We start from the raw sequence: 19,621 nt of genomic DNA, 5'->3' as shown, positions 1-19,621 counted from the left end.
ATCAATAAGCAGAAAAAGTCTATATGATGACGACCCCCACAGAAGGAAACTCTGTGTTGGGTGGATAAAAAACTTGCATATCACCATATTTTTTGCGTATAGATATATGCATATGATGAGGAATGCCCTACATGGCGAATGACAACCAAAATCAAGTCTTAGACGAACAAACTGATGTAGTAGACGAAAAGTCTACCAAACGCGTGCGCAAATCAAAGCCAAAGGCGACTGAAGGTGGTTCTACTGCAAGCTTATTTGGTATTGAACCTTATCAGCCTAAAAAGAATGAAGAATACATGTCTGAAGGGCAACTTGAGCATTTCCGTCACATCCTATTGGCGTGGAAAGCTGAGTTAATGTCTGAAGTAGATCGTACTTTGAATACCATGCAAGACGAAAATACTGCGCTTCCAGATGTGAACGACCGTGCAACGCAAGAAGAAGAATTTGCGATTGAACTTCGTACACGTGACCGTGAACGTAAACTGATCCGTAAAATTGAACAATCAATTGAAGCGATCAAAAATGATGACTACGGCTTCTGTGAAACGTGTGGTATCGAAATTGGCTTACGTCGCCTAGAAGCGCGTCCAACAGCGACTTTATGTATCGACTGCAAAACACTTGCAGAGATCAAAGAGAAGCAAAATAACGGTTAATTCTGTGTTGAGTAATTCCTCTCTAGCCCTCCCTTTAGATAAGGGAGGGAAAGCTGCAGAGCATTACGTGGGTCGGTTTGCGCCATCGCCAACCGGCCCTTTGCATTTTGGCTCTTTAATTACAGCAGTCGCAAGCTACTGCGATGCCCGTGCCCATCAGGGGCAATGGGTCGTTCGTATCGAAGATACCGACATTCCACGTATATTTCCCGGCAGCGAAGAACACATCTTACGTTGTATTGATGCATTTCAATTCGAACCAGATGCCGAGATCATTTTCCAAAAAGACCGCCTCGAAATTTATGAGCAAGTCATTACGCATTTGCATGCACAAGGCTTGGTCTATGCCTGTCAATGCACCCGAAAAATGCTTGGTTCGAATCATATCTATCAAGGTACATGTCGTAATCTTGGCCTTCCTCTTCAGGATCAGGCTATTCGAATCAAAGTCGATGCACAGAACATTTGTTTTACCGACCGCTTACAAGGGATGCATTGCTCCAATCTGCAACAGGATTTGGGTGACTTTGTCTTAAAACGCCGTGATGGCATTATCAATTATCAACTTGCTGTCGTGGTGGATGACTACCGACAAGGGATGACCCATGTTGTACGTGGGGCTGATCTTTTGGACAATACCGAACGTCAAATTTGGCTCGGACAGGTTTTGGGCTATCCGCGCCTTGAATACATGCACTTGCCATTGGCAATGAATAATCAGGGACAAAAACTGTCAAAACAGAATATGGCTCAAGCTCTTGATTTAAGCCAAGCGGCACCTTTATTACAACAAGCATTGCAAGCCCTACACCAACCGCCAGTCGACTTGGATACGCCACGTATTATGCTACAACAGGCGATTGCGCAGTGGGATATTCAACAAATTCCCCATGGCACAGCATTGCCTCAAATCTATCAATAAACCCAAATATTGATCTAAGCCAATCACTCGATTTTCAATTGAATTATGCTTTAATAAAGTGATCAATCGACCATTGGAGAGCCTAATGTTTTTTATTTTTGGAGTTGGTCCGAAAACCAAAGTCATTGAAAAGAGCCAATTTACTTGCCCTGTCTGCCGAAGCAGAACTCAGTATGAGTTAAAACAGCAACGTAATTATTTTTCTTTATTTTTTATCCCATTGATTCCCCTTTCTAAAGCCAAGGCGAGCTTGGTCAAATGTCTCCATTGTGGAACGGAGATGCCAGCCAGTGTCCTCCACCATGCATCTCCCGATCCGCAACGAGATACTAATTTAGAAGCTTGATTCTTCTTTACTTGGGTTTACTTCTTTGGTCGTCGCATCGATCTTTAAGATCAGACTCACCATAACCGCACAGATAATCAGAGAAGACCCCCCATAACTAATAAACGGTAAGGTCAAACCCTTGGTAGGAAGCATGCCCATGTTCATGCCGGCATTCACCAAAATTTGCAGCAAGAAGATAATACTAATGCCATAAGCCAAGTAGCCTGCACGTAAGTATTGATGACGTAAAGCACGATGACCAATGCGAATACAGCAGATCAACATCACAAATGACAGCGTCAATACGGTCAAAATCCCAAAGAAGCCAAATTCTTCACCCAAAACCGCCAACATGAAGTCGGTATGGGCCTCAGGTAAATACGACATTTTTTGAATACTATGACCCAAGCCGACACCAAACCATTCACCGCGACCAAAAGCCATTAAGGCATTGGATAACTGATAGCCCGCTCCCAATGGATCATTCCATGGATTAGAGAATGACATCAAACGTTCTAAACGGTAAGGTTCGAATAAAATCAAGAACACAAAAGCCATGATAATGGCACCAAAAGCAATCGCGAACTGAATCAACGGTGCTCCTGCGAGGAAGAATACCCCTAGCATAGTTAAGGCAATCACCACCGTCGCCCCTAAATCGGGCTCAGCCATGACCAAACCGACAGTTGCAGCCATAATCACTGCCAAACGCACCAAGCCTTTGATGTTATTACGGACTTCTTCGGCACGCCGTACCACATAGTCTGCGGTAAATATCGCCATCATGACTTTGGCAACTTCCGAAGCCTGTAAGGTGAAACCAGCGATCCGAATCCAACGTTTAGAACCATTGACTTCTGTCCCGACAGCCAATACAGCAGCCAGTAAGATAATCGTGATAATCCATAAAAAGAAAGTGTTATTAAACCAAACATTCAACGGCACTTTATAGGCGATATAGGCGGCGGCGGCGGCGGCGGCAATCGAAATACCGTGTCGTGAAATGTAATGAAAGGCATTTTCATGCATGCGTTCTGCATAAGGCATCGATGCAGATGCCACCATGATCGAACCAATACACAACAATGCCAAAACACAGAACACCAGAACATTGCGCACGTTGACCTCGGCAGATAACCGAGGAAGCCAACGCTCTACAACTTCATTTATTCTATTTATGGTCGTCTGAGCCAACCCAGCCATACAACTTTCCTTATCGTTCTTTTAAACGAGTGCATTCACACAATCAACAAATTGGTGTCCACGCTCACTGTAGCCTTTAAACATATCAAAACTTGCGCACGCTGGAGACAATAACACCACATCATTGGCTACCGCATTTTGTTGGCACAGCTCAACCGCTTGTTTCAAACTTTCAGCATGAATCAGCGTGGTTGTCCCTTCAATCGCTTTTTCAATAATTGGACGATCTTCACCAATCAATACCGCAACTTTGGCATATTTTGAAAGTGAATCACGCAGCGCAGTAAAGTCCTGCCCTTTGCCTTGACCACCTAAAATAATCGCCACTTTACCGCCTTTGGCTTCAATCGCAGCACCTAGACCATCAATCGCAGCTAAAGTCGCACCAATATTGGTGCCTTTAGAGTCATTATAATAACGAACACCATGCACTTCTTTGACAAATTCACAGCGGTGCTCTAAACCTTTAAATGTTTTCAAAGTTTCCAACATGCCCTCTAGTGGCAAACCAATCGCTTCACCCAAAGCTAAACATGCCAAGGCGTTTGCCACATTATGTGTCCCTTGAATATACATGTCTGCACTTTTCAGTAAACGCTCACGACCACGTGCCAACCAAATTGTGCCATCAGTATCGCGTAAAATACCGAATTGATTTATATCGGGTGCATTTAAGCCAAAGCTTTGCATTGGGGTGACATCTGGAACCAATGGACGTGTTAATGAATCATCACGGTTATACACCACTTTTTTCACCGCTTGGAAAATACGATGCTTCGCAGTGTGATAGCCCATCATATCGCCATGACGGTCCAAATGGTCTTCACTCATGTTCAACACCACAGCCACTTCTGCTGCCAAGTTCGACGTGGTTTCTAATTGAAAACTTGAAAGCTCTAAAACATAAAGCTCAGGATCATCTTTGGTGAGATCCAAAGCTGGACGACCCAAGTTGCCACCCACTGCCACTTTTTTGCCTGCATCTGCTGCCATAAGACCAAATAAAGTTGTTACGGTACTTTTCGCATTCGAACCTGTAATTGCGACAATCGGCTTATCTGTCGCACGACGTAAAATTTGAATTTCTGAAACCACAGGAATGTTGGCTGCAATGGCCGCCTGAATTTGCGGTAATTTTGGATCTAGCCCCGGGCTGATAATAATTTCTTCTGCTTGGAGTAATAAATCTTGATCCAACTGACCAAAACTGGTTTGTACATCACTTGGAATTTGATCATGACCCGGTGGGACTGCTCGTGAATCGGTGACTGCAACGCGGTAGCCATGGCTATGTAAGAAATTCACTGCAGAAACACCAGAAATCCCTAATCCGGCAACAACCTTCAATCCACCACGCTGTATTAACATTTTCGCCCCATTTTTTGGTCGGTTTTTAAATCTGACAAAATGTTAGCACTTTGCTGTTTTGAATGCTTTTTATGTTTTCACTTTCTCGCAGTTTTTTTGTGTCCGCTCGTAAAAAAACCGCCCATCTTGGGCGGTTTCTTCAAGCAATTGACGGTGAGTTTATTTCCATTTCACCGCTTGTACTTCAGCTTTTTTTGCAGATGGATTATCCGAAGCTGAACATCCACAACCGCCCGCACAGCCTGCGACCATTTTGGGCTTTAACCATTTGGCTAAACTGTTCCAACCACGGTTTGCACAGTGCTCAGATAAAGTTGTGAAGACTGAGTTTGATGTTTTTGGAAATACCTTCTTAAACACCACGACAGCACTCCAAATCACCAATACCGCAATAATTATTGATTCAAGCATGTCTCTCTCCTTTGTTCAGCTTTTGCCATTCAAGATTCACTATCCAAAATAGCGTGTTGCAATTTGATACGTGATGAATGCCATTAAATAAGCCAAACCAAATAAATAGATGGTCATGAAACTCACCGTCTTCAAGGAGCCAGTTTCACGTTTAACTGTCGCCAGTGTCGCCAAGCAATGTGGCGCATAAATAAACCACACCAATAATGATAGACCGGTTGCCAATGACCAACCCAATGACCCATCGCTACTAATTAAATTTGCCAGACCTTGAGACATGGCATCTTCATCTGTTGCAGACAAGGCATACACCGTACCCAATGCCGCCACAACGACTTCACGTGCAGCCATCGCTGGAATTAAGGCAATACAGATCTGCCAGTTAAAACCTAATGGTGCAAAAATCGGTTGTAATACATGCCCAAGCATACCTGCCAATGAATAATCAATATCCGGCAAGGTTGCGCCTTCTGGCGGTTGCGGGAAAGTACACAAGAACCATAACAAAATCGATAAAGCGAAAATGATGCCACCGACACGTTTCAAGAAAATCTTGGCACGGTCCAGTAAACCAATCCAAACACTCTTAATATCTGGGAAACGGTAGCTTGGAAGTTCCATCAATAAGGCATGCTGTGATTTATCTTTTTGGAAGAATTTCAGCACTGTTGCCACAATTAAGGCACTCACAATCCCTGCTGCATATAATGCAAATAGCACCAAGCCTTGTAAGTTAAAGACGCCCCAGACCATTTGCTGTGGAATAAATGCCGAGATCAGCAAAGCATAAACTGGTAAACGTGCCGAACACGTCATCAACGGCGCAACTAAAATCGTTACCAGACGATCTCGAGGGTCTTGAATACTCCGGGTTGCCATGATGCCCGGTACAGCACAGGCAAAGCTCGATAGCAGAGGAATAAAAGCACGACCACTCAGACCCGCTTTAAACATCAACTTATCTAGTAAGAACGCTGCACGTGGTAAATAACCTGATTCTTCTAAAACCAAGATAAAGAAGAATAAAATTAAAATCTGCGGTAAAAACACCACCACGCCGCCTGCACCCGCAATGATCCCATCAACCACCAAGCTGTTCAGGAGTGGATGTGAAATGTGTTCACCGACCAATTCACCGAACCAACCGAAGAAGGTTTCAATACCATCCATAAACGGCGCAGCCCATGCAAACACCGCTTGGAAGATAATAAACATCATCACCGCTAAGGTAATTAAACCAAAGACTGGATGTAGAAAAATTTTATCGAGAAAGTCTGAGCGTTTATCTTCATGATCAACAAACACCACCACGTCTTTTAAAATTTGTTCAATTTTTTCGTGGTTAGTCCCAGAAAGATTGGTATCACTTAATGACGCATCTGGTTTTCTGAAACCTTCAGCATCCAAAGCACCCATTAAGTTTTCAATACCCGCATTACGTACAGCAACGGTTTCTACGACAGGCACACCCAAACGCTGAGACAGCTTTTGGGTATTGATTTGCATGCCACGACGACGTGCTTCATCCATCATGTTGAGGACAAGTAAAATTGGACGACCCAAATCGATCATTTCCATGACCAAACCGAGGTGCAATTTTAAGTTTGTCGCATCAACTACACATAAAAAGACATCTTGATGCCCTTCTTCTGCAATTTTACCTTGCACGACATCACGCGTAATGGCTTCATCAGGACTCGTCGCTTCTAAGCTATATGTCCCCGGCAAATCCAAAACTCGAACAGATTTACCCGATGGCAACGTAAATTGACCAACCTTGCGCTCAACCGTTACCCCAGCATAGTTCGCAACTTTCTGACGTGTGCCCGTTAAATGATTGAATAATGAAGTTTTACCACAGTTTGGATTACCAACGAGGGCAATACGTAACGCATCACTCATGCTGATGCCCCTTCCATTGCTATTTCCACTTTTTCAGCTTCTACTTTTCGCAGTGCGAAACGAGTAAACCCAACTTGAATTAAAATCGGGTCACCACCAAAAATACCTTTGGTAATCACCTGTACTTTTGTTCCGGGAACAAAACCCAAAGTCTCTAAACGGCTAGCGACTAAATCAGCCGGAGCATTGTTGCCATTCTGGTTACGATGTACCTTATGAATGACTGCGCTTTGTTTCACTTTCAAATCAGATAATCGCACGCAACTAACCCTAAAAAATTTTGAATATTATACAAACAAATGAGAATAATTAACAAATCGGATTCGATTTCAATTCTCATTTAACAATCTAGCATCGACACGACTATTTTTTTAAATTACATTGCATTAAACCATTGTGATTTCTTGGTTTAATTTCGAAAATGAGCGGCACATGTTAAATAAAAAACCACGTATTCCAACCCCAGTCCAAATTCCAGAATCACTCAGTTTTTTACACGGATATCGTGATCATTTAATAGCTCAAACCGTCAGTCCACACACTCGAAATGCATATTTATCTGATTTAATTCAATGCAGTGAGTGTCATACGCATGTCATGACTGATTGGAGCAGTGACGACATTTCAGATGTCTTGCTTAGCCTGACTAAACAAGGAAAAAGTCCACGCTCGATCGCCCGCTCACTTTCTGCACTGCGTTCATTTTTCAAGTTCTTGCGTGAACAAAAAATACGCAGTGACAATCCTGTTGCAATCCATAAAACACCCAAATTGGGTCGTGTCCTACCAAAGGATTTATCTGAAGCAGATGTTGAAGCCCTGATTAATGCCCCAGACCTCAACACCGCATTGGGTCTACGTGATCGTGCCATGCTCGAAGTGCTGTATGCCTGTGGTTTACGTGTCTCTGAGTTATTAAATTTAAGATTAGAACTGATCAATCTTAAACAAGGCTATTTACGAATTACCGGTAAAGGCAATAAAGAACGCTTAGTTCCTTTAGGTCAAATGGCGGTGGAATGGATCGAGAAATATTTAGCCGAAGCGCGCCCCGTCTTATACAAAAGCGCAACCGATGCTTTATTTCTCACTCAACTCGGTGGAATGATGAGTCGCCAAAACTTTTGGTACGCGATTAAACGCTATGCGCTCATTGCAGGCATTCAAGCCGAATTATCACCACATACCTTACGCCACGCCTTTGCCACGCATTTGCTCAACCACGGTGCCGACTTACGTGTAGTGCAGATGCTGCTCGGCCACAGTGACTTATCCACCACACAAATTTATACCCATGTTGCGCAGGTTCGTATGCAAAAATTACATTCAGATTATCATCCGAGAGCTTAACGGCAGGAAATATCAGACCAAGAAGTTCTATTGTGCCCGATATTTTTTGCTATGCTTACTCACCTGTTTGATAAAGCTAAAAGAAAAGGGTTGTTTATGTTATTTACCCGTTCAAAAATTTTTCTCGCATCGACACTTGTTGCCAGTATGGCGTTAGTGGCTTGTTCTAATTCAAATAATGACGAAAAGAAAGATGCGACATTAACGGCAAGTACGCCTGCAACTGGTGAAGCTTCGAATTTATCTGAACGTAATGCTCAGCAGCGTTTAATTGATACTTTGCAATCCAATCTGCAAAAAGCCAATATCAATGCCAAAGTCACTGGGGTGAAAGCGACTGAAGTTCCTAATTTGTTTTGGGTAAGCTTTGAAGGCATGCCTGCGGTCTATGCTACAGCTGATGGTAAATACATTTTCCAAGGCGACGTGGTTCGTTTAGGTGAAAAGCAACTCTTTAATGTAGGCGATACCCTACAAGCAGAGGCCAACAAAAAATTATTTGATCAATTAAAAACTGAAGACCTACTGATTTATAAAGCCAAAGGTAAAACCAAACACGTGATTTATGTGTTTACCGATGTCAGCTGTCCTTATTGCCATAAGTTACATGAACAAATGGATGATATTAATGCCCGTGGCATTGAAGTCCGTTATATCGCTTGGCCACGTGGTGAACAACACATGCCAATGATGGAAACTATCTGGTGTAGCAAAGACCGTCGTGCCGCATTTGATAAAGCCATTGCCGGTGAGCAAATCGAGCCTGCATCATGTCAAAACCCTGTGCGTAGCATGTATGAAATGGGTCTAAATATTGGTGTGAATGGTACGCCAGCGATCTATAACGCAGAAGGCAAACACATCGGTGCTTACATGTCGGCTTCCGAACTTGAAAGTGCGCTTAAATAACTAATTTTTATAGGCTAAATGAATGTTTTTTATGGGTGGGAATAAAGTGATTTCCACCCTAGAGTCCGAACGTTTTTTTAGCTATGATCTAAACTCACTTAAAGCAATGATGAAATAAATGGAGTGTGACGTGAAACCAGTTCGTCTGGCAATCCTCGGTCTTGGTACTGTGGGTGGTGGTGCCCTTAAACTACTAAAAGAAAATGCTGCTGAGATTAAACGTCGCACCGGTCGTGAAATTGAAATTACCCATGTGGGTACGCGTCGCCCTCGTCCTGATTTAGAACTGCCTGCTTCAGTGAAGCAAAGTGCTGATTTATTGGATATCGTCCGTCAACCCGATGTAGACGTTGTAGTTGAAGTTATGGGCGGCATTCACCCTGCGTATGAAGTGATTCGTGAAGCAATCGTTCATGGCAAACAAGTGGTCACAGCCAACAAAGCTTTATTAGCTGAACACGGTAATGAATTATTTAAATTGGCCGATGATCATCACGTTCAGATTGCTTATGAAGCAGCTGTCGCAGGTGGTATCCCAATTATTAAAGTCCTCCGTGAGGGTTTGGCAGCCAATAAAATTGACTGGCTGGCTGGTATTATTAACGGTACAGGGAACTTTATCCTTACTGAAATGCGTGAAAAAGGTCGTGCCTTTGCAGACGTTCTCAAAGAAGCGCAAGAACTCGGTTATGCCGAAGCAGATCCAACATTCGACGTCGAAGGGATCGATGCGGCGCACAAGTTAACATTGCTGGCTTCTATTGCTTTTGGTATCCCACTCCAGTTTGACAAAGTCTTCACTGAAGGCATCAGCAAAGTTACTGCACAAGATGTCAAATATGCTGAAGACCTTGGTTTCCGTATTAAACATTTAGGTATTGCACGTCGTGCTGCAACTGGCATTGAGCTTCGTGTTCATCCAACGCTGATCCCTGAAGACCAACTGATTGCCAATGTAAATGGCGTTAAAAATGCCGTATTGGTTCAAGCCAATGCCGTTGGTCCAACGCTTTACTATGGCGCAGGTGCAGGTGCAGGCCCGACAGCATCAGCAGTGGTTGCCGACGTTGTCGATATTGTCCGTGACATCTCATATACCGAAGATGGCGCAGGTACAATTCCACAGCTTGCGTTTGAAGCTCTAACTGATTTACCAATTCTTCCACGTGAAGAAATGACCACTGGATATTACATCCGTATTAATGCCGAAGATCAAACTGGCGTTCTTGCTGATGTCACTACGATTTTAAGCCGTGCAGGAATCAGCATCGATGCGATCATGCAACAGCCGCGCTTAAAAGATCTTATTCCTATCGTGATTCTGACTGATCCAGTTAAAGAATCTAAAATGGATGAAGCCCTTCAACAAATTCAAGCATTGCCTGTCATTCATGGCGAAATTGTACGAATTCGTTTAGAATCGCTTGATAATTAATCGGGTCGAGGGGAATATTTCAGTTCCTCTCGCCAAGCTCTACACACAATTGGAACATCATCATGTCTAATGCCAATCGTTATACTGGTTTAGTTGACCGCTATCGCGACCGTTTACCCGTATCTGCAACTACTCGCGCAATTTCTTTGGGCGAAGGTAATACACCACTGATTAAGCTTGAGAATATTCCACGCATTATTGGCAAAAATGTTGAAATTTATGTGAAGTACGAGGGCTTAAACCCGACTGGTTCATTTAAAGACCGTGGTATGACCATGGCTGTAACAAAAGCAGTTGAAGAAGGCTCTAAAGCAATTATCTGTGCCTCTACAGGTAATACATCTGCTGCAGCGGCTGCTTATGCTGCACGTGCAGGCATTAAAGCATTTGTGCTCATCCCAGAAGGCAAAATTGCCATGGGTAAAATGGCACAAGCGATGATGTATGGCGCGGTAACGATGCAAATTCACGGTAACTTCGATGACGGTATGCGTCTTGTAAAAGAAGTTGCAGATCAAGCACCAGTTACGATTGTAAACTCAATCAACCCATACCGTCTGCAAGGTCAAAAAACCATTGCTTACGAAATCGTTGACGAATTAGGTCGTGCGCCAGATTACCACTGCCTACCTGTAGGTAATGCGGGTAACATCACAGCACACTGGATGGGTTATACCGAAGCTGTGGCGAATCAGCCTAAAGAAGAATTTGTACAAGTCGTTTATGATCCTGAAACTGATCAATTCACAGGTCCAAAACCTGCGGGTCTACCAACAATGGTGGGTTACCAAGCTGCTGGTGCGGCACCATTCCTACGCGGCGCACCTGTAGAAAACCCTGAAACAGTAGCAACTGCAATCCGTATCGGTAATCCACAAAGCTGGAACCATGCTAAAGCAGTAGTCCGCGATTCAGAAGGTTGGTTCGATGAACTTCAAGATGCTGAAATCTTAGAAGCACAGCGTCTACTGTCTATGTACGAAGGTGTATTCGTAGAACCTGCTTCTGCAGCGTCTATCGGTGGCGCGATTCGTGACATCAAAGCAGGTAAAATTGCTGAAGGTTCTGTGATCGTATGTACTGTGACAGGTAACGGTTTAAAAGATCCTGACACTGCCATCAAGCAATGCCAAGATGCCGTAATGTTGTCGATTGATGCAACTATGGATCAAGTTCGCGATTCAATTCTGTCAAATATGTAATTCATATGCTGACTAAATAAAGAAGCCCTGCTCTTGCAGGGCTTTTTTATATCTTGCATTCACTTCAGCATTTAAACGTTGAGTAAATCCAAATACCGAAAGAATGAAAAATCTGAAATCTTATTAAATACGTTTTGGTAACTGGCTCGCCCAATTCATTAAACGAGTCGCATCATTGGTTCGTGCAACTGAAGAATCCGCACCCAATAACACCACCACCGCTGGACGGTTATTCAGTGTGGTATGCATCACCACACAGCGCCCTGCTTCATTAATAAATCCAGTTTTTGAAATATTAATATTCCAACCACCATTACGTACTAAAGCATTGGTATTGTTTGATTTCAACACGCGGTAGCCCAAATTAAAGTCATAACTTGGTGTGGTTGAAAATTGACGAATCAAACCATACTGCGAAGCGGTATTCACCAAAATACCTAAGTCACGTGCCGAAGCGACATTGCCTGGGTGCAAGCCAGTCGATTCCACATAATGAGTCGAGTTCATCCCTAATGAGCGTGCTTTCGCATTCATCGCTGCAATAAATGCAGAACGACCACCTGGATAAGTACGTGCTAATGCCGAAGCAGCTGGGTTTTCAGATTTCATCAAAGCAAACAGCAATGCTTCTGCACGATTCATACTGTCGCCAGCACGCAGCGTTGAACTTGAGCTTTTACAACCTGAACATGAGAAATCAGACTGTTGTAAGGTAATCTTTTCAGACATGTTTAATCGGGCATCTGAAATCACTACTGCTGTCATGAGTTTGGTAATTGATGCAATCGGTAAAGCGGTATTGCTATTTTTGCTATATAGCACTTCACCAGTTTGACCATCCATAACCAGTGCTGCACGCGCATTTACAGAGGGCTGTCCTGCGTATTGATTGGTATCAATAATACGGACCGTTTTCGATGGTGCTGTCTGTACCACGCCGCCTGTACTACGTACAGAAGTAGTCACTTTCGTTGACCCTTGAGGAGATGGCTCTTCAGCGCTATAAGACACGTCACCGTTGAGTAACTGGTTTGCATCTTCAGATGACCAGCTAATATTTGACTGCTGATTTGCAGCACTATTCATCACAATTTCAGCAGAACTGAAACTGCTCATACTGAATAAAATTGACATGCCCAAAACGTGCATGAAGGATTTATTTAATTTTTTCACCATTGCTCACTCAACTCAGGATACTAAACATTTGCGCAAGACCAGCAATATGCCGTACATTGGTCACAACTACGAACATTTTTTGCTCACACATTGTGTATGAAGTTTTTCATTTCATATAAGAATAGGATTGCTAATTTTGTCGTTTCATTGCAAGCTTATTTTGCTTTATGTAACAAAAAAAACAGATTTTGATTTGAGGGAGAGTGTAGGTGATCACAGTTTTGGTGGTAGATGACCATGAATTAGTCCGTACTGGTATTTGCCGTATGCTCGAAGACCATGCAGATATCCAAGTCATTGGACAAGCCGAATCTGGTGAAGATGCGATTACACTTGTTCGCCAACACCATCCAAATGTTGTTTTATTAGATGTCAATATGCCGGGGATCGGGGGGGTAGAAACCACACGTCGCCTACTTCAAACAGCGCCAGATACAAAAGTCCTCGCCGTCAGTGGACTTGCTGAAGAACCCTACCCGTCTTTATTGTTAAAAGCAGGTGCCAAAGGCTATATCACCAAAGGTGCACCAGTTAATGAAATGGTCCGTGCGATTAATAAAGTGATGCAAGGCGGCAAATATTTCAGTGCAGACATTGCAGAACAACTGGCCAGCTCATATTTGTCTGATACACAACAATCACCTTTTGACGCCCTGTCTGAGCGTGAAATGCAAGTTGCCATGATGGTGGTCAATTGTATTAGTGCGCAAGAAATTTCTGATAAATTATTCGTTAGTGTTAAAACAGTGAATACCTACCGTTACCGCATTTTTGAAAAACTGAATATTGATAGTGATGTCAAACTAACTCACTTGGCGATTCGCTACGGGTTAATCAAACCTTAACACAACGTACATCCTGTTACTTATGACACAGCGTTCAATTCATAGTGAATTGAACCAGTATCATTTAGGCCTTTGGTACAGTGCTTATCGCTTTATCATCAGTGCCTGTCTGTTACTGGTCTTTTTACTGACCTACACTCAATTCAGTTCAGATTATGAATACCCACGTTTATACCTATATGTATTGACGATTTATTTGCTGTTTACCAGCATTCAATTCATGTCGCTTGGACGCTTCAAAGTCCGTATTCCAAACCAGCTACTGCTGTTATTCATCGTAGATGTGATTTCGCTGAGCTTACTGACCTTAGCCATCGATGGACCCAATTTACATTTGAGTTTGCTGTTTGTGATTACGATTTTTGCAGCGTCCCTATTATTAGATGCCCAAAAAGCTTTGGTCATTACCCTCATCGCTGTGATCTGTGTAGTATATCAACTGTTTTTAGGTTCAATTCTTGAATTTACCTCACTTAAAAATTTAACCAACAGTGCGATTTTGGCTTTTTTATTTTGTGTAGTGTATGGCAGTGCGCAAATTGCCGTGAAACGTTTCCAGTTATTAGAAAATCTGAATTTTTCGCAATCCTTAGAGCTCCATCGGCTACAAAACATTAATCGCTATATTTTAGAGCAGATTGACACGGGCTATTTGGTTTTGGATGAAAACTGTCATGTGGTGTTGAGTAATCCTGCTGCATGCCATTTACTCGGCATGCCAAATTCTTATCATCATGACCAATATCCGCTGTATACCACGCAGCCCGACTTATTTGAATTACTCAAGTTTGAAGATTTAAAAAGCGGGGAAAAATTCCAATTTGAATCGCAGCAAAGCCAATACCACATTCAGGTACTCGTACAAAAACTCGTTGTGCCGCATCAAATGCTGACCTTGCTGATTTTACAAGATGCACAAAAACTCAATCAGCAAGTGCAACAATTAAAATTAGCCGCTTTAGGTCAACTCTCCGCCAGTATTGCCCACGAAATTCGCAATCCTTTAGCTGCAATTGTGCATGCCAATGATTTATATCCGCAAAGTGATACCGAACAACAGCACATGTTGAATCATATGATTTCACGTCAAGCAGTGCGGATTGACCGAATTATTCAAGACACGCTAAATATGGTGCGTAATAAAGAAACCCACCCTACTCGCCTGAATTTAGAACAATTTTTACCTCTGTTCCTGCATGAAGATCTGGCAGACATTCAACAGAACATTCGACTCAATGTACAAGCCAAAACTTTGATCGATTTTGATGAGGCACAGTTCAGACAAATTTTAATCAACCTGATTCGTAATGCGATTCGCCATAACAATCCGGACATGTCGTATATCGAAGTGGTGGCGCGTACAGATCAGAAAAAAGTCCAAATCGATGTCCGAGATTTCGGTCATGGGGTTGCTTTACAAAACCGCGCACAGTTATTTCAACCATTTTTTAGTACCGAAATCACTGGAACTGGTTTAGGATTATATCTTGCTCATAGCTTCTGTGAAGCGAATCAAGCACAGCTTTCCTATGTAGAACAAAAACAGGGAGCTTGCTTTAGGATTGAGTGCTTACAAGCTGTTATTTAATTGTTTTTAGGGGAAAACTGTGGATTCACAACCACTGGTATTGTTAGTTGATGACGAAGAAGACTTATGTATGCTGATGCAAATGTCTTTATCAAGGATGGGGGTTAAAACGCATGTTGCACATCGCCTCGACGAAGCTAAAAAAGCCTTGTCTACCTATAGCTACGATGCCTGCCTAACCGATCTCAACTTACCCGATGGTAATGGTCTACAGCTTTTAGATTGGATGAATGAACACTGTCCTGCCCTTCCAGTTGCTGTGCTAACAGCCTATGGCAACATGGATATTGCCATTGCCGCATTAAAGGCGGGAGCTTTCGACTTTGTCAGCAAACCGATCAATCCAAAACATCTTGAACAACTGCTACAAAAAGCCCTGAATAAGCCTTTGGACGAAGACATTACTTCGCAAGATGCTTTAGAGCATAAAATGTTGATTGGTGAATCGCTCCCAATCCAGCAATTGCGTCGAACTCTAAAGAAAATTGCACGTTCACAAGCACCTGTTTTTATTACGGGTGAATCTGGTACGGGTAAAGAAGTCGTGGCCAATCTGGTTCACCGTTTAAGCAACCGTAATGAAGGGCCCTTTATTGCTATTAACTGTGGGGCAATTCCCACAGAGTTAATGGAAAGTGAACTTTTTGGCCATAAAAAAGGCAGCTTTAGTGGTGCCACCCAAGACAAGCAAGGTCTGATTCAATCTGCACATGGTGGTAGCTTATTTCTGGATGAAATTGCCGAATTACCTTTAGCCATGCAAGTTAAACTGCTACGTGCGGTACAGGAAAAACGTATTCGCCCCGTAGGTTCAGACTGTGAAATTGATGTTGATTTCCGTGTGATCAGTGCCAGTCATCAGGACTTAGAAGCTCTTGTCCAACAAGGTCGATTCCGCCAAGATTTATTCTTCCGTATCCATGTGATGGATTTAGTGTTGCCTGCCTTACGTGAACGTGGCGACGATATCCTCTTATTGGCGCAACATTTTATTCAAAAAATTAGCCATGAATGGGAAATTGCCACTAAGCCTCTGACTGAACGAGCGAAAAATTTCCTACTCAACCAATATTATCCGGGTAATGTGCGTGAACTCCGCAATATTATCGAACGTGCCATGACCCTCTGCGATGATGAGCAAATTGACCTTCAACATCTGCAAAGTGCTCCATTAAGACAGCCGAGTGCTCAGTTCAATTCATCTCCAGCTATGAATGAATCTGCTCAGCTAGGTGCAAACAGCAATGAACAAAGTGTCGTTCCTCGTAAACTGCCTGAAGAAGGTTTAGAGCTTTTTTTAGAAAATATCGAAAAAGAAGTGCTCATGAATGCGTTGAATTTGACTCACTGGAACAGAACCCTTGCCGCAAAAAAATTAGGCATGTCATTCCGCTCATTGCGCTATCGGTTGAAAAAATTCGGCTTAGATACTGAAGACGAAGAGTAAAAGTTTTCAAGCGTATTGCTGTTTATTTTTGATTCAGCAATAACTCTGCAACATGATCGACATAGTGATCTTCACGTGCATCATGTTGTAGCGGATAGTTATAGTCTGGCTGCACTCCAATTCCTTCAATCATTTTGCCATTCGGTGTCAGATATTGCGACACAGTCATTTGTAAAGCTGCACCATTACTCAATGGAAATAGTTTTTGAACCACACCTTTACCATAACTTTTCTCACCCGCTACCCATGCACGTTTATGCTCTTTTAATGCTGCGGTAAAGACCTCTGCGGCAGAAGCAGAACGATTGTTGATTAAAATACCAACTTTCATATTTTGAAATTCAAAACTCGGTAAAGCCTGAAATTGTTGGTCACCTTCAGATCGACTTCGAGTCGACACAATAATGCCCTGATTCAAAAATAAATCGGCAGACTCCACTGCTGCGGACAATAACCCACCGGGGTTATTTCTTAAATCAAACAATACAGCTTTGACACGTGAACCATGACTTTCAATTAAACGCTTAATTTCATTGGCTGTATCTTGTTGAAAAACTTTTACGTGTAAAACTAAAACCTGATTATTTAATAATTTAGATTCTATATCTGTTTCAACTTTAGTGTTTCTGACCAAATTGACCGGTTGACTTGCAGTTATCAACTGTAGATTCAGCGTCGAGCCGATACTGCCTGTGAGCAGGTGTCGCACTTGATCTTGATTAAGTTTTTTGAGTTCTTGATCATCAATTTTAAACACCGCCGCGCCATTTTTCAGACCTAGCTTTGCTGAATCGGCATCAGGCTTTAAATTGGTGATGACCCATTGCTGTAAACCTACATCAAAGCGCAAATTGAAATCGACACTCGCAATATCCCCTTCAGTGTATTGCAAAAGCTGCTTATAGTCTTCAGGTGAAAGATATCGTGAATAGCGGTCTAAACCACTGACCATGCCTTTGATGGCTTGTTGGAATAATGCATCGTCATTTTTTTCAACGACATAATTTTCTTTGACAATGCCATAGATTTGAACAAATTGTTGGATCGATTCGACAGGTACTTCGGCATAACTTTGTTCATAGCTGCCATCAAATTCATCGAAAGCCGACTTTGCTTTGTCGGCTCCCCATGTCGAATGACTAGAACACAGCAGCAAGGCTGTAAGGCTTACAACTGACATCCAGTGTGCTTTAGTCATTCATGCTTCCTTACATTTTAAGCTTCAAGAGTAATCAAGTTACGACCTTGCATTTCTGTTGGTACAGGAATGTGCATAAGCGTTAAAAGTGTCGGTGCTACGTCAGCCAAAACACCACCTTCTGCAATTGTTGCATTGGTCGGGCCAACATAGATAAACGGCACAAGTTCAGTGGTATGTTGAGTATGCACCTGACCACTTTGGTAATCCTGCATTTGCTCTACGTTACCATGATCGGCGGTCACTAACATGTGACCTTTATTTGCCATCACAGCTTCATATACACGACCTAAGCACGTGTCTACGGCCTCAACTGCTTTGACTGCTGCATCAAACACACCAGTATGACCAACCATATCACCATTGGCATAGTTCACCACGAGTAAGTCGTACTCACCTGAGTTAATTGCGGCAACCAACTCATCAGTGACTTCATAAGCACTCATTTCTGGTTTTAAGTCATAAGTCGCAACGTTTGGTGATGGAATTAAAATACGTTTTTCACCCGGATATTCATCTTCACGACCACCACTGAAGAAGAAAGTAACGTGTGCATATTTTTCAGTTTCAGCAATACGCAGTTGTGTTTTACCCAAATTAGACAGGTATTCACCAATCGAGTTATGCAACGCTTCTGGCATATAAGCCACAGGTGCATCAATTGTTGCTTGGTAACGTGTCAACATGACAAATTTTGATAAAGCGGGAACCACTTTACGTTCAAAACCTGCAAAATCTTTTTCAACAAAAGCTTTGGTAATTTCACGCGCACGGTCAGCACGGAAGTTCATGAAGACAACGCTATCACCATCTTGGATCGGTGCTAAATCACCAATACGCGTCGCTTTCACAAATTCATCTGATTCTTCAGCAGCATAAGCCTGCTCTAGACCTTCAACAGCAGTCGCTGCTGTACGCACTGCTTCACCTTCAGTTAAAAGACGATAGGCTTGCTCAACACGATCCCAACGGTTGTCACGATCCATTGCAAAGTAGCGACCAATCATGGTGGCAATACGACCTTGACCTGGATATTGCGCAAATAATGCATCTAATTTTTCTAAAGAAGGCTGAGCACTTTTTGGCGGTGTATCACGACCATCAAGGAATGCATGAAGATAAACTTTTGCACCGCGTTTTAATGCCAATTCAGCCATCGCCACAATGTGATCTTCATGTGAATGCACGCCACCTTCAGACAATAAGCCCATGATGTGCACTGCACCATTGGCATCTTTGGCTTTTTCAACCGCATCGACTAATACGTCATGTTCAAAGAATGCACCGGTACGAATATCTTTGGTAATACGAGTAAAGTCTTGATACAGCACACGTCCTGCACCAAGGTTCATGTGGCCCACTTCAGAGTTACCCATTTGTCCATCAGGTAAACCAACGTCTTCGCCAGAGCCTGAAATCAATCCATGCGGATGCTTTTCCTGCATTGCAGTCAAGTTAGGTCGTTTTGCTGCTAAAAAGGCATTGTCCTCGACCGCTTCGCGATGACCCACACCATCCATAATTACCAATACGTGTGGGATTTTGCCAGCAGTTGCATCCGTCATAATGAACACTCTTTCGTTTATAAATTAATCATACTATCTTACCGAATTTTCGGTGAAGACTCTATGTGACAACCATGGTTTATCTAGGTCATCAACATTGTTTTACTCAATCT

General features: G+C 42.7%; 18 protein-coding genes. 10 read left to right on the top strand and 8 right to left on the bottom strand.

Annotation, left to right across the window (positions count from 1 at the left end):
* The first annotated feature begins 131 nt into the window (after nt 1–131).
* The 3 genes from dksA (at nt 132) to AC25JC_RS02180 (ending at nt 1,927) form a co-directional block, all read left to right on the top strand.
* Nucleotides 132–659, top strand: a complete 528-nt coding sequence (dksA, locus tag AC25JC_RS02190; protein WP_078189438.1) for an RNA polymerase-binding protein DksA — start codon at nt 132–134, stop codon at nt 657–659.
* 4 nt (nt 660–663) lie between these two features.
* Nucleotides 664–1,581 carry a tRNA glutamyl-Q(34) synthetase GluQRS gene (gene gluQRS, locus AC25JC_RS02185; protein ID WP_486923379.1) on the top strand — a complete coding sequence of 306 codons (918 nt, stop codon included), beginning with the start codon at nt 664–666 and terminating at the stop codon, nt 1,579–1,581.
* An 85-nt stretch (nt 1,582–1,666) separates the two neighbouring features.
* A complete protein-coding gene (locus AC25JC_RS02180; protein WP_078189439.1) occupies nt 1,667–1,927 on the top strand; it encodes a zinc-ribbon domain-containing protein in 261 nt (86 codons plus the stop codon).
* Here AC25JC_RS02180 and ftsW read toward each other — a convergent pair.
* The 5 genes from ftsW to AC25JC_RS02155 form a co-directional block, all read right to left on the bottom strand.
* On the bottom strand, nt 1,916–3,112 hold the full coding sequence (gene ftsW / locus AC25JC_RS02175; RefSeq protein WP_486923378.1) for a putative lipid II flippase FtsW: 1,197 nt from the start codon (nt 3,110–3,112) through the stop codon (nt 1,916–1,918). The two genes, AC25JC_RS02180 and ftsW, sit on opposite strands and share 12 nt — an antisense overlap.
* 21 nt (nt 3,113–3,133) lie before the next feature.
* Nucleotides 3,134–4,480, bottom strand: coding sequence for a UDP-N-acetylmuramoyl-L-alanine--D-glutamate ligase (gene murD, locus AC25JC_RS02170; RefSeq protein ID WP_486923377.1), 1,347 nt, complete (start codon nt 4,478–4,480; stop codon nt 3,134–3,136).
* A gap of 159 nt (nt 4,481–4,639) precedes the next feature.
* Nucleotides 4,640–4,891 carry a DUF6587 family protein gene (locus AC25JC_RS02165; RefSeq protein ID WP_180039944.1) on the bottom strand — a complete coding sequence of 84 codons (252 nt, stop codon included), beginning with the start codon at nt 4,889–4,891 and terminating at the stop codon, nt 4,640–4,642.
* Nucleotides 4,892–4,930: 39 nt separating this feature from the next.
* Nucleotides 4,931–6,793, bottom strand: coding sequence for a ferrous iron transport protein B (feoB, locus tag AC25JC_RS02160; protein WP_180093144.1), 1,863 nt, complete (start codon nt 6,791–6,793; stop codon nt 4,931–4,933).
* The gene (locus tag AC25JC_RS02155) at nt 6,790–7,053 is read right to left on the bottom strand and encodes a FeoA family protein (RefSeq protein ID WP_078189444.1); all 264 of its coding nucleotides are present in this window, start codon (nt 7,051–7,053) and stop codon (nt 6,790–6,792) included. Before AC25JC_RS02155 ends, feoB begins: the two co-directional genes overlap by 4 nt.
* A 172-nt stretch (nt 7,054–7,225) precedes the next feature.
* Here AC25JC_RS02155 and xerD point away from each other — a divergent pair, with 172 nt between their 5' ends.
* The 4 genes from xerD (at nt 7,226) to thrC (ending at nt 11,689) form a co-directional block, all read left to right on the top strand.
* The gene (gene xerD, locus AC25JC_RS02150) at nt 7,226–8,143 is read left to right on the top strand and encodes a site-specific tyrosine recombinase XerD (RefSeq protein WP_486923376.1); all 918 of its coding nucleotides are present in this window, start codon (nt 7,226–7,228) and stop codon (nt 8,141–8,143) included.
* 96 nt (nt 8,144–8,239) lie between these two features.
* Nucleotides 8,240–9,052, top strand: a complete 813-nt coding sequence (locus AC25JC_RS02145) for a DsbC family protein (RefSeq protein WP_180102304.1) — start codon at nt 8,240–8,242, stop codon at nt 9,050–9,052.
* A gap of 130 nt (nt 9,053–9,182) precedes the next feature.
* Nucleotides 9,183–10,487 carry a homoserine dehydrogenase gene (locus AC25JC_RS02140; RefSeq protein ID WP_078192857.1) on the top strand — a complete coding sequence of 435 codons (1,305 nt, stop codon included), beginning with the start codon at nt 9,183–9,185 and terminating at the stop codon, nt 10,485–10,487.
* 62 nt (nt 10,488–10,549) lie between these two features.
* A complete protein-coding gene (gene thrC, locus AC25JC_RS02135) occupies nt 10,550–11,689 on the top strand; it encodes a threonine synthase (protein WP_078192584.1) in 1,140 nt (379 codons plus the stop codon).
* A gap of 123 nt (nt 11,690–11,812) precedes the next feature.
* Here the strand turns inward: thrC and AC25JC_RS02130 are convergent, their stop codons facing one another.
* Nucleotides 11,813–12,862: a serine hydrolase gene (locus AC25JC_RS02130; protein WP_143221671.1), complete on the bottom strand. Its 1,050-nt coding sequence runs from the start codon at nt 12,860–12,862 to the stop codon at nt 11,813–11,815.
* A gap of 212 nt (nt 12,863–13,074) precedes the next feature.
* Here AC25JC_RS02130 and gacA point away from each other — a divergent pair, with 212 nt between their 5' ends.
* From gacA to AC25JC_RS02115, 3 genes are all read left to right on the top strand, one after another.
* Nucleotides 13,075–13,710, top strand: coding sequence for a response regulator transcription factor GacA (gene gacA, locus AC25JC_RS02125; protein ID WP_111884856.1), 636 nt, complete (start codon nt 13,075–13,077; stop codon nt 13,708–13,710).
* Between the two features lie 22 nt (nt 13,711–13,732).
* Nucleotides 13,733–15,298 (top strand): sensor histidine kinase, encoded by a 1,566-nt coding sequence (locus AC25JC_RS02120; protein ID WP_486923375.1) that lies wholly within the window; start codon nt 13,733–13,735, stop codon nt 15,296–15,298.
* 70 nt (nt 15,299–15,368) lie between these two features.
* Entirely contained in the window at nt 15,369–16,745 is a 1,377-nt protein-coding gene (locus tag AC25JC_RS02115) for a sigma-54-dependent transcriptional regulator (protein WP_486923448.1), read from the top strand.
* Nucleotides 16,746–16,767: 22 nt separating this feature from the next.
* Here AC25JC_RS02115 and AC25JC_RS02110 read toward each other — a convergent pair whose 3' ends face one another.
* Together AC25JC_RS02110 and gpmI are read right to left on the bottom strand one after the other, a co-directional pair.
* Complete coding sequence (locus AC25JC_RS02110; protein WP_168378227.1) at nt 16,768–17,943, bottom strand: S41 family peptidase; 1,176 nt, start codon at nt 17,941–17,943, stop codon at nt 16,768–16,770.
* Nucleotides 17,944–17,960: 17 nt separating this feature from the next.
* Nucleotides 17,961–19,508 (bottom strand): 2,3-bisphosphoglycerate-independent phosphoglycerate mutase, encoded by a 1,548-nt coding sequence (gene gpmI / locus AC25JC_RS02105; protein WP_486923374.1) that lies wholly within the window; start codon nt 19,506–19,508, stop codon nt 17,961–17,963.
* Nucleotides 19,509–19,621: the final 113 nt, after the last annotated feature.

It is taken from the genome of Acinetobacter sp. P37, from assembly GCF_057480965.1.
The sequence above is the reverse complement of the archived record's forward strand: the minus strand, read 5'-3'. Positions and strand labels throughout refer to the sequence as shown.

Excerpts from the sequence above, each read along its gene's own strand:
- dksA (WP_078189438.1), top strand. The coding sequence starts at position 132 with ATGGCGAATGACAACCAAAATCAAGTCTTAGACGAACAAACTGATGTA.
- AC25JC_RS02110 (WP_168378227.1), bottom strand. The coding sequence starts at position 17,943 with ATGACTAAAGCACACTGGATGTCAGTTGTAAGCCTTACAGCCTTGCTG.
- murD (WP_486923377.1), bottom strand. The coding sequence starts at position 4,480 with ATGTTAATACAGCGTGGTGGATTGAAGGTTGTTGCCGGATTAGGGATT.
- gpmI (WP_486923374.1), bottom strand. The coding sequence starts at position 19,508 with ATGACGGATGCAACTGCTGGCAAAATCCCACACGTATTGGTAATTATG.
- feoB (WP_180093144.1), bottom strand. The coding sequence starts at position 6,793 with ATGAGTGATGCGTTACGTATTGCCCTCGTTGGTAATCCAAACTGTGGT.
- AC25JC_RS02180 (WP_078189439.1), top strand. The coding sequence starts at position 1,667 with ATGTTTTTTATTTTTGGAGTTGGTCCGAAAACCAAAGTCATTGAAAAG.
- xerD (WP_486923376.1), top strand. The coding sequence starts at position 7,226 with ATGTTAAATAAAAAACCACGTATTCCAACCCCAGTCCAAATTCCAGAA.
- AC25JC_RS02115 (WP_486923448.1), top strand. The coding sequence starts at position 15,369 with ATGCTGATGCAAATGTCTTTATCAAGGATGGGGGTTAAAACGCATGTT.
- ftsW (WP_486923378.1), bottom strand. The coding sequence starts at position 3,112 with ATGGCTGGGTTGGCTCAGACGACCATAAATAGAATAAATGAAGTTGTA.
- AC25JC_RS02145 (WP_180102304.1), top strand. The coding sequence starts at position 8,240 with ATGTTATTTACCCGTTCAAAAATTTTTCTCGCATCGACACTTGTTGCC.
- thrC (WP_078192584.1), top strand. The coding sequence starts at position 10,550 with ATGTCTAATGCCAATCGTTATACTGGTTTAGTTGACCGCTATCGCGAC.
- AC25JC_RS02120 (WP_486923375.1), top strand. The coding sequence starts at position 13,733 with ATGACACAGCGTTCAATTCATAGTGAATTGAACCAGTATCATTTAGGC.
- AC25JC_RS02165 (WP_180039944.1), bottom strand. The coding sequence starts at position 4,891 with ATGCTTGAATCAATAATTATTGCGGTATTGGTGATTTGGAGTGCTGTC.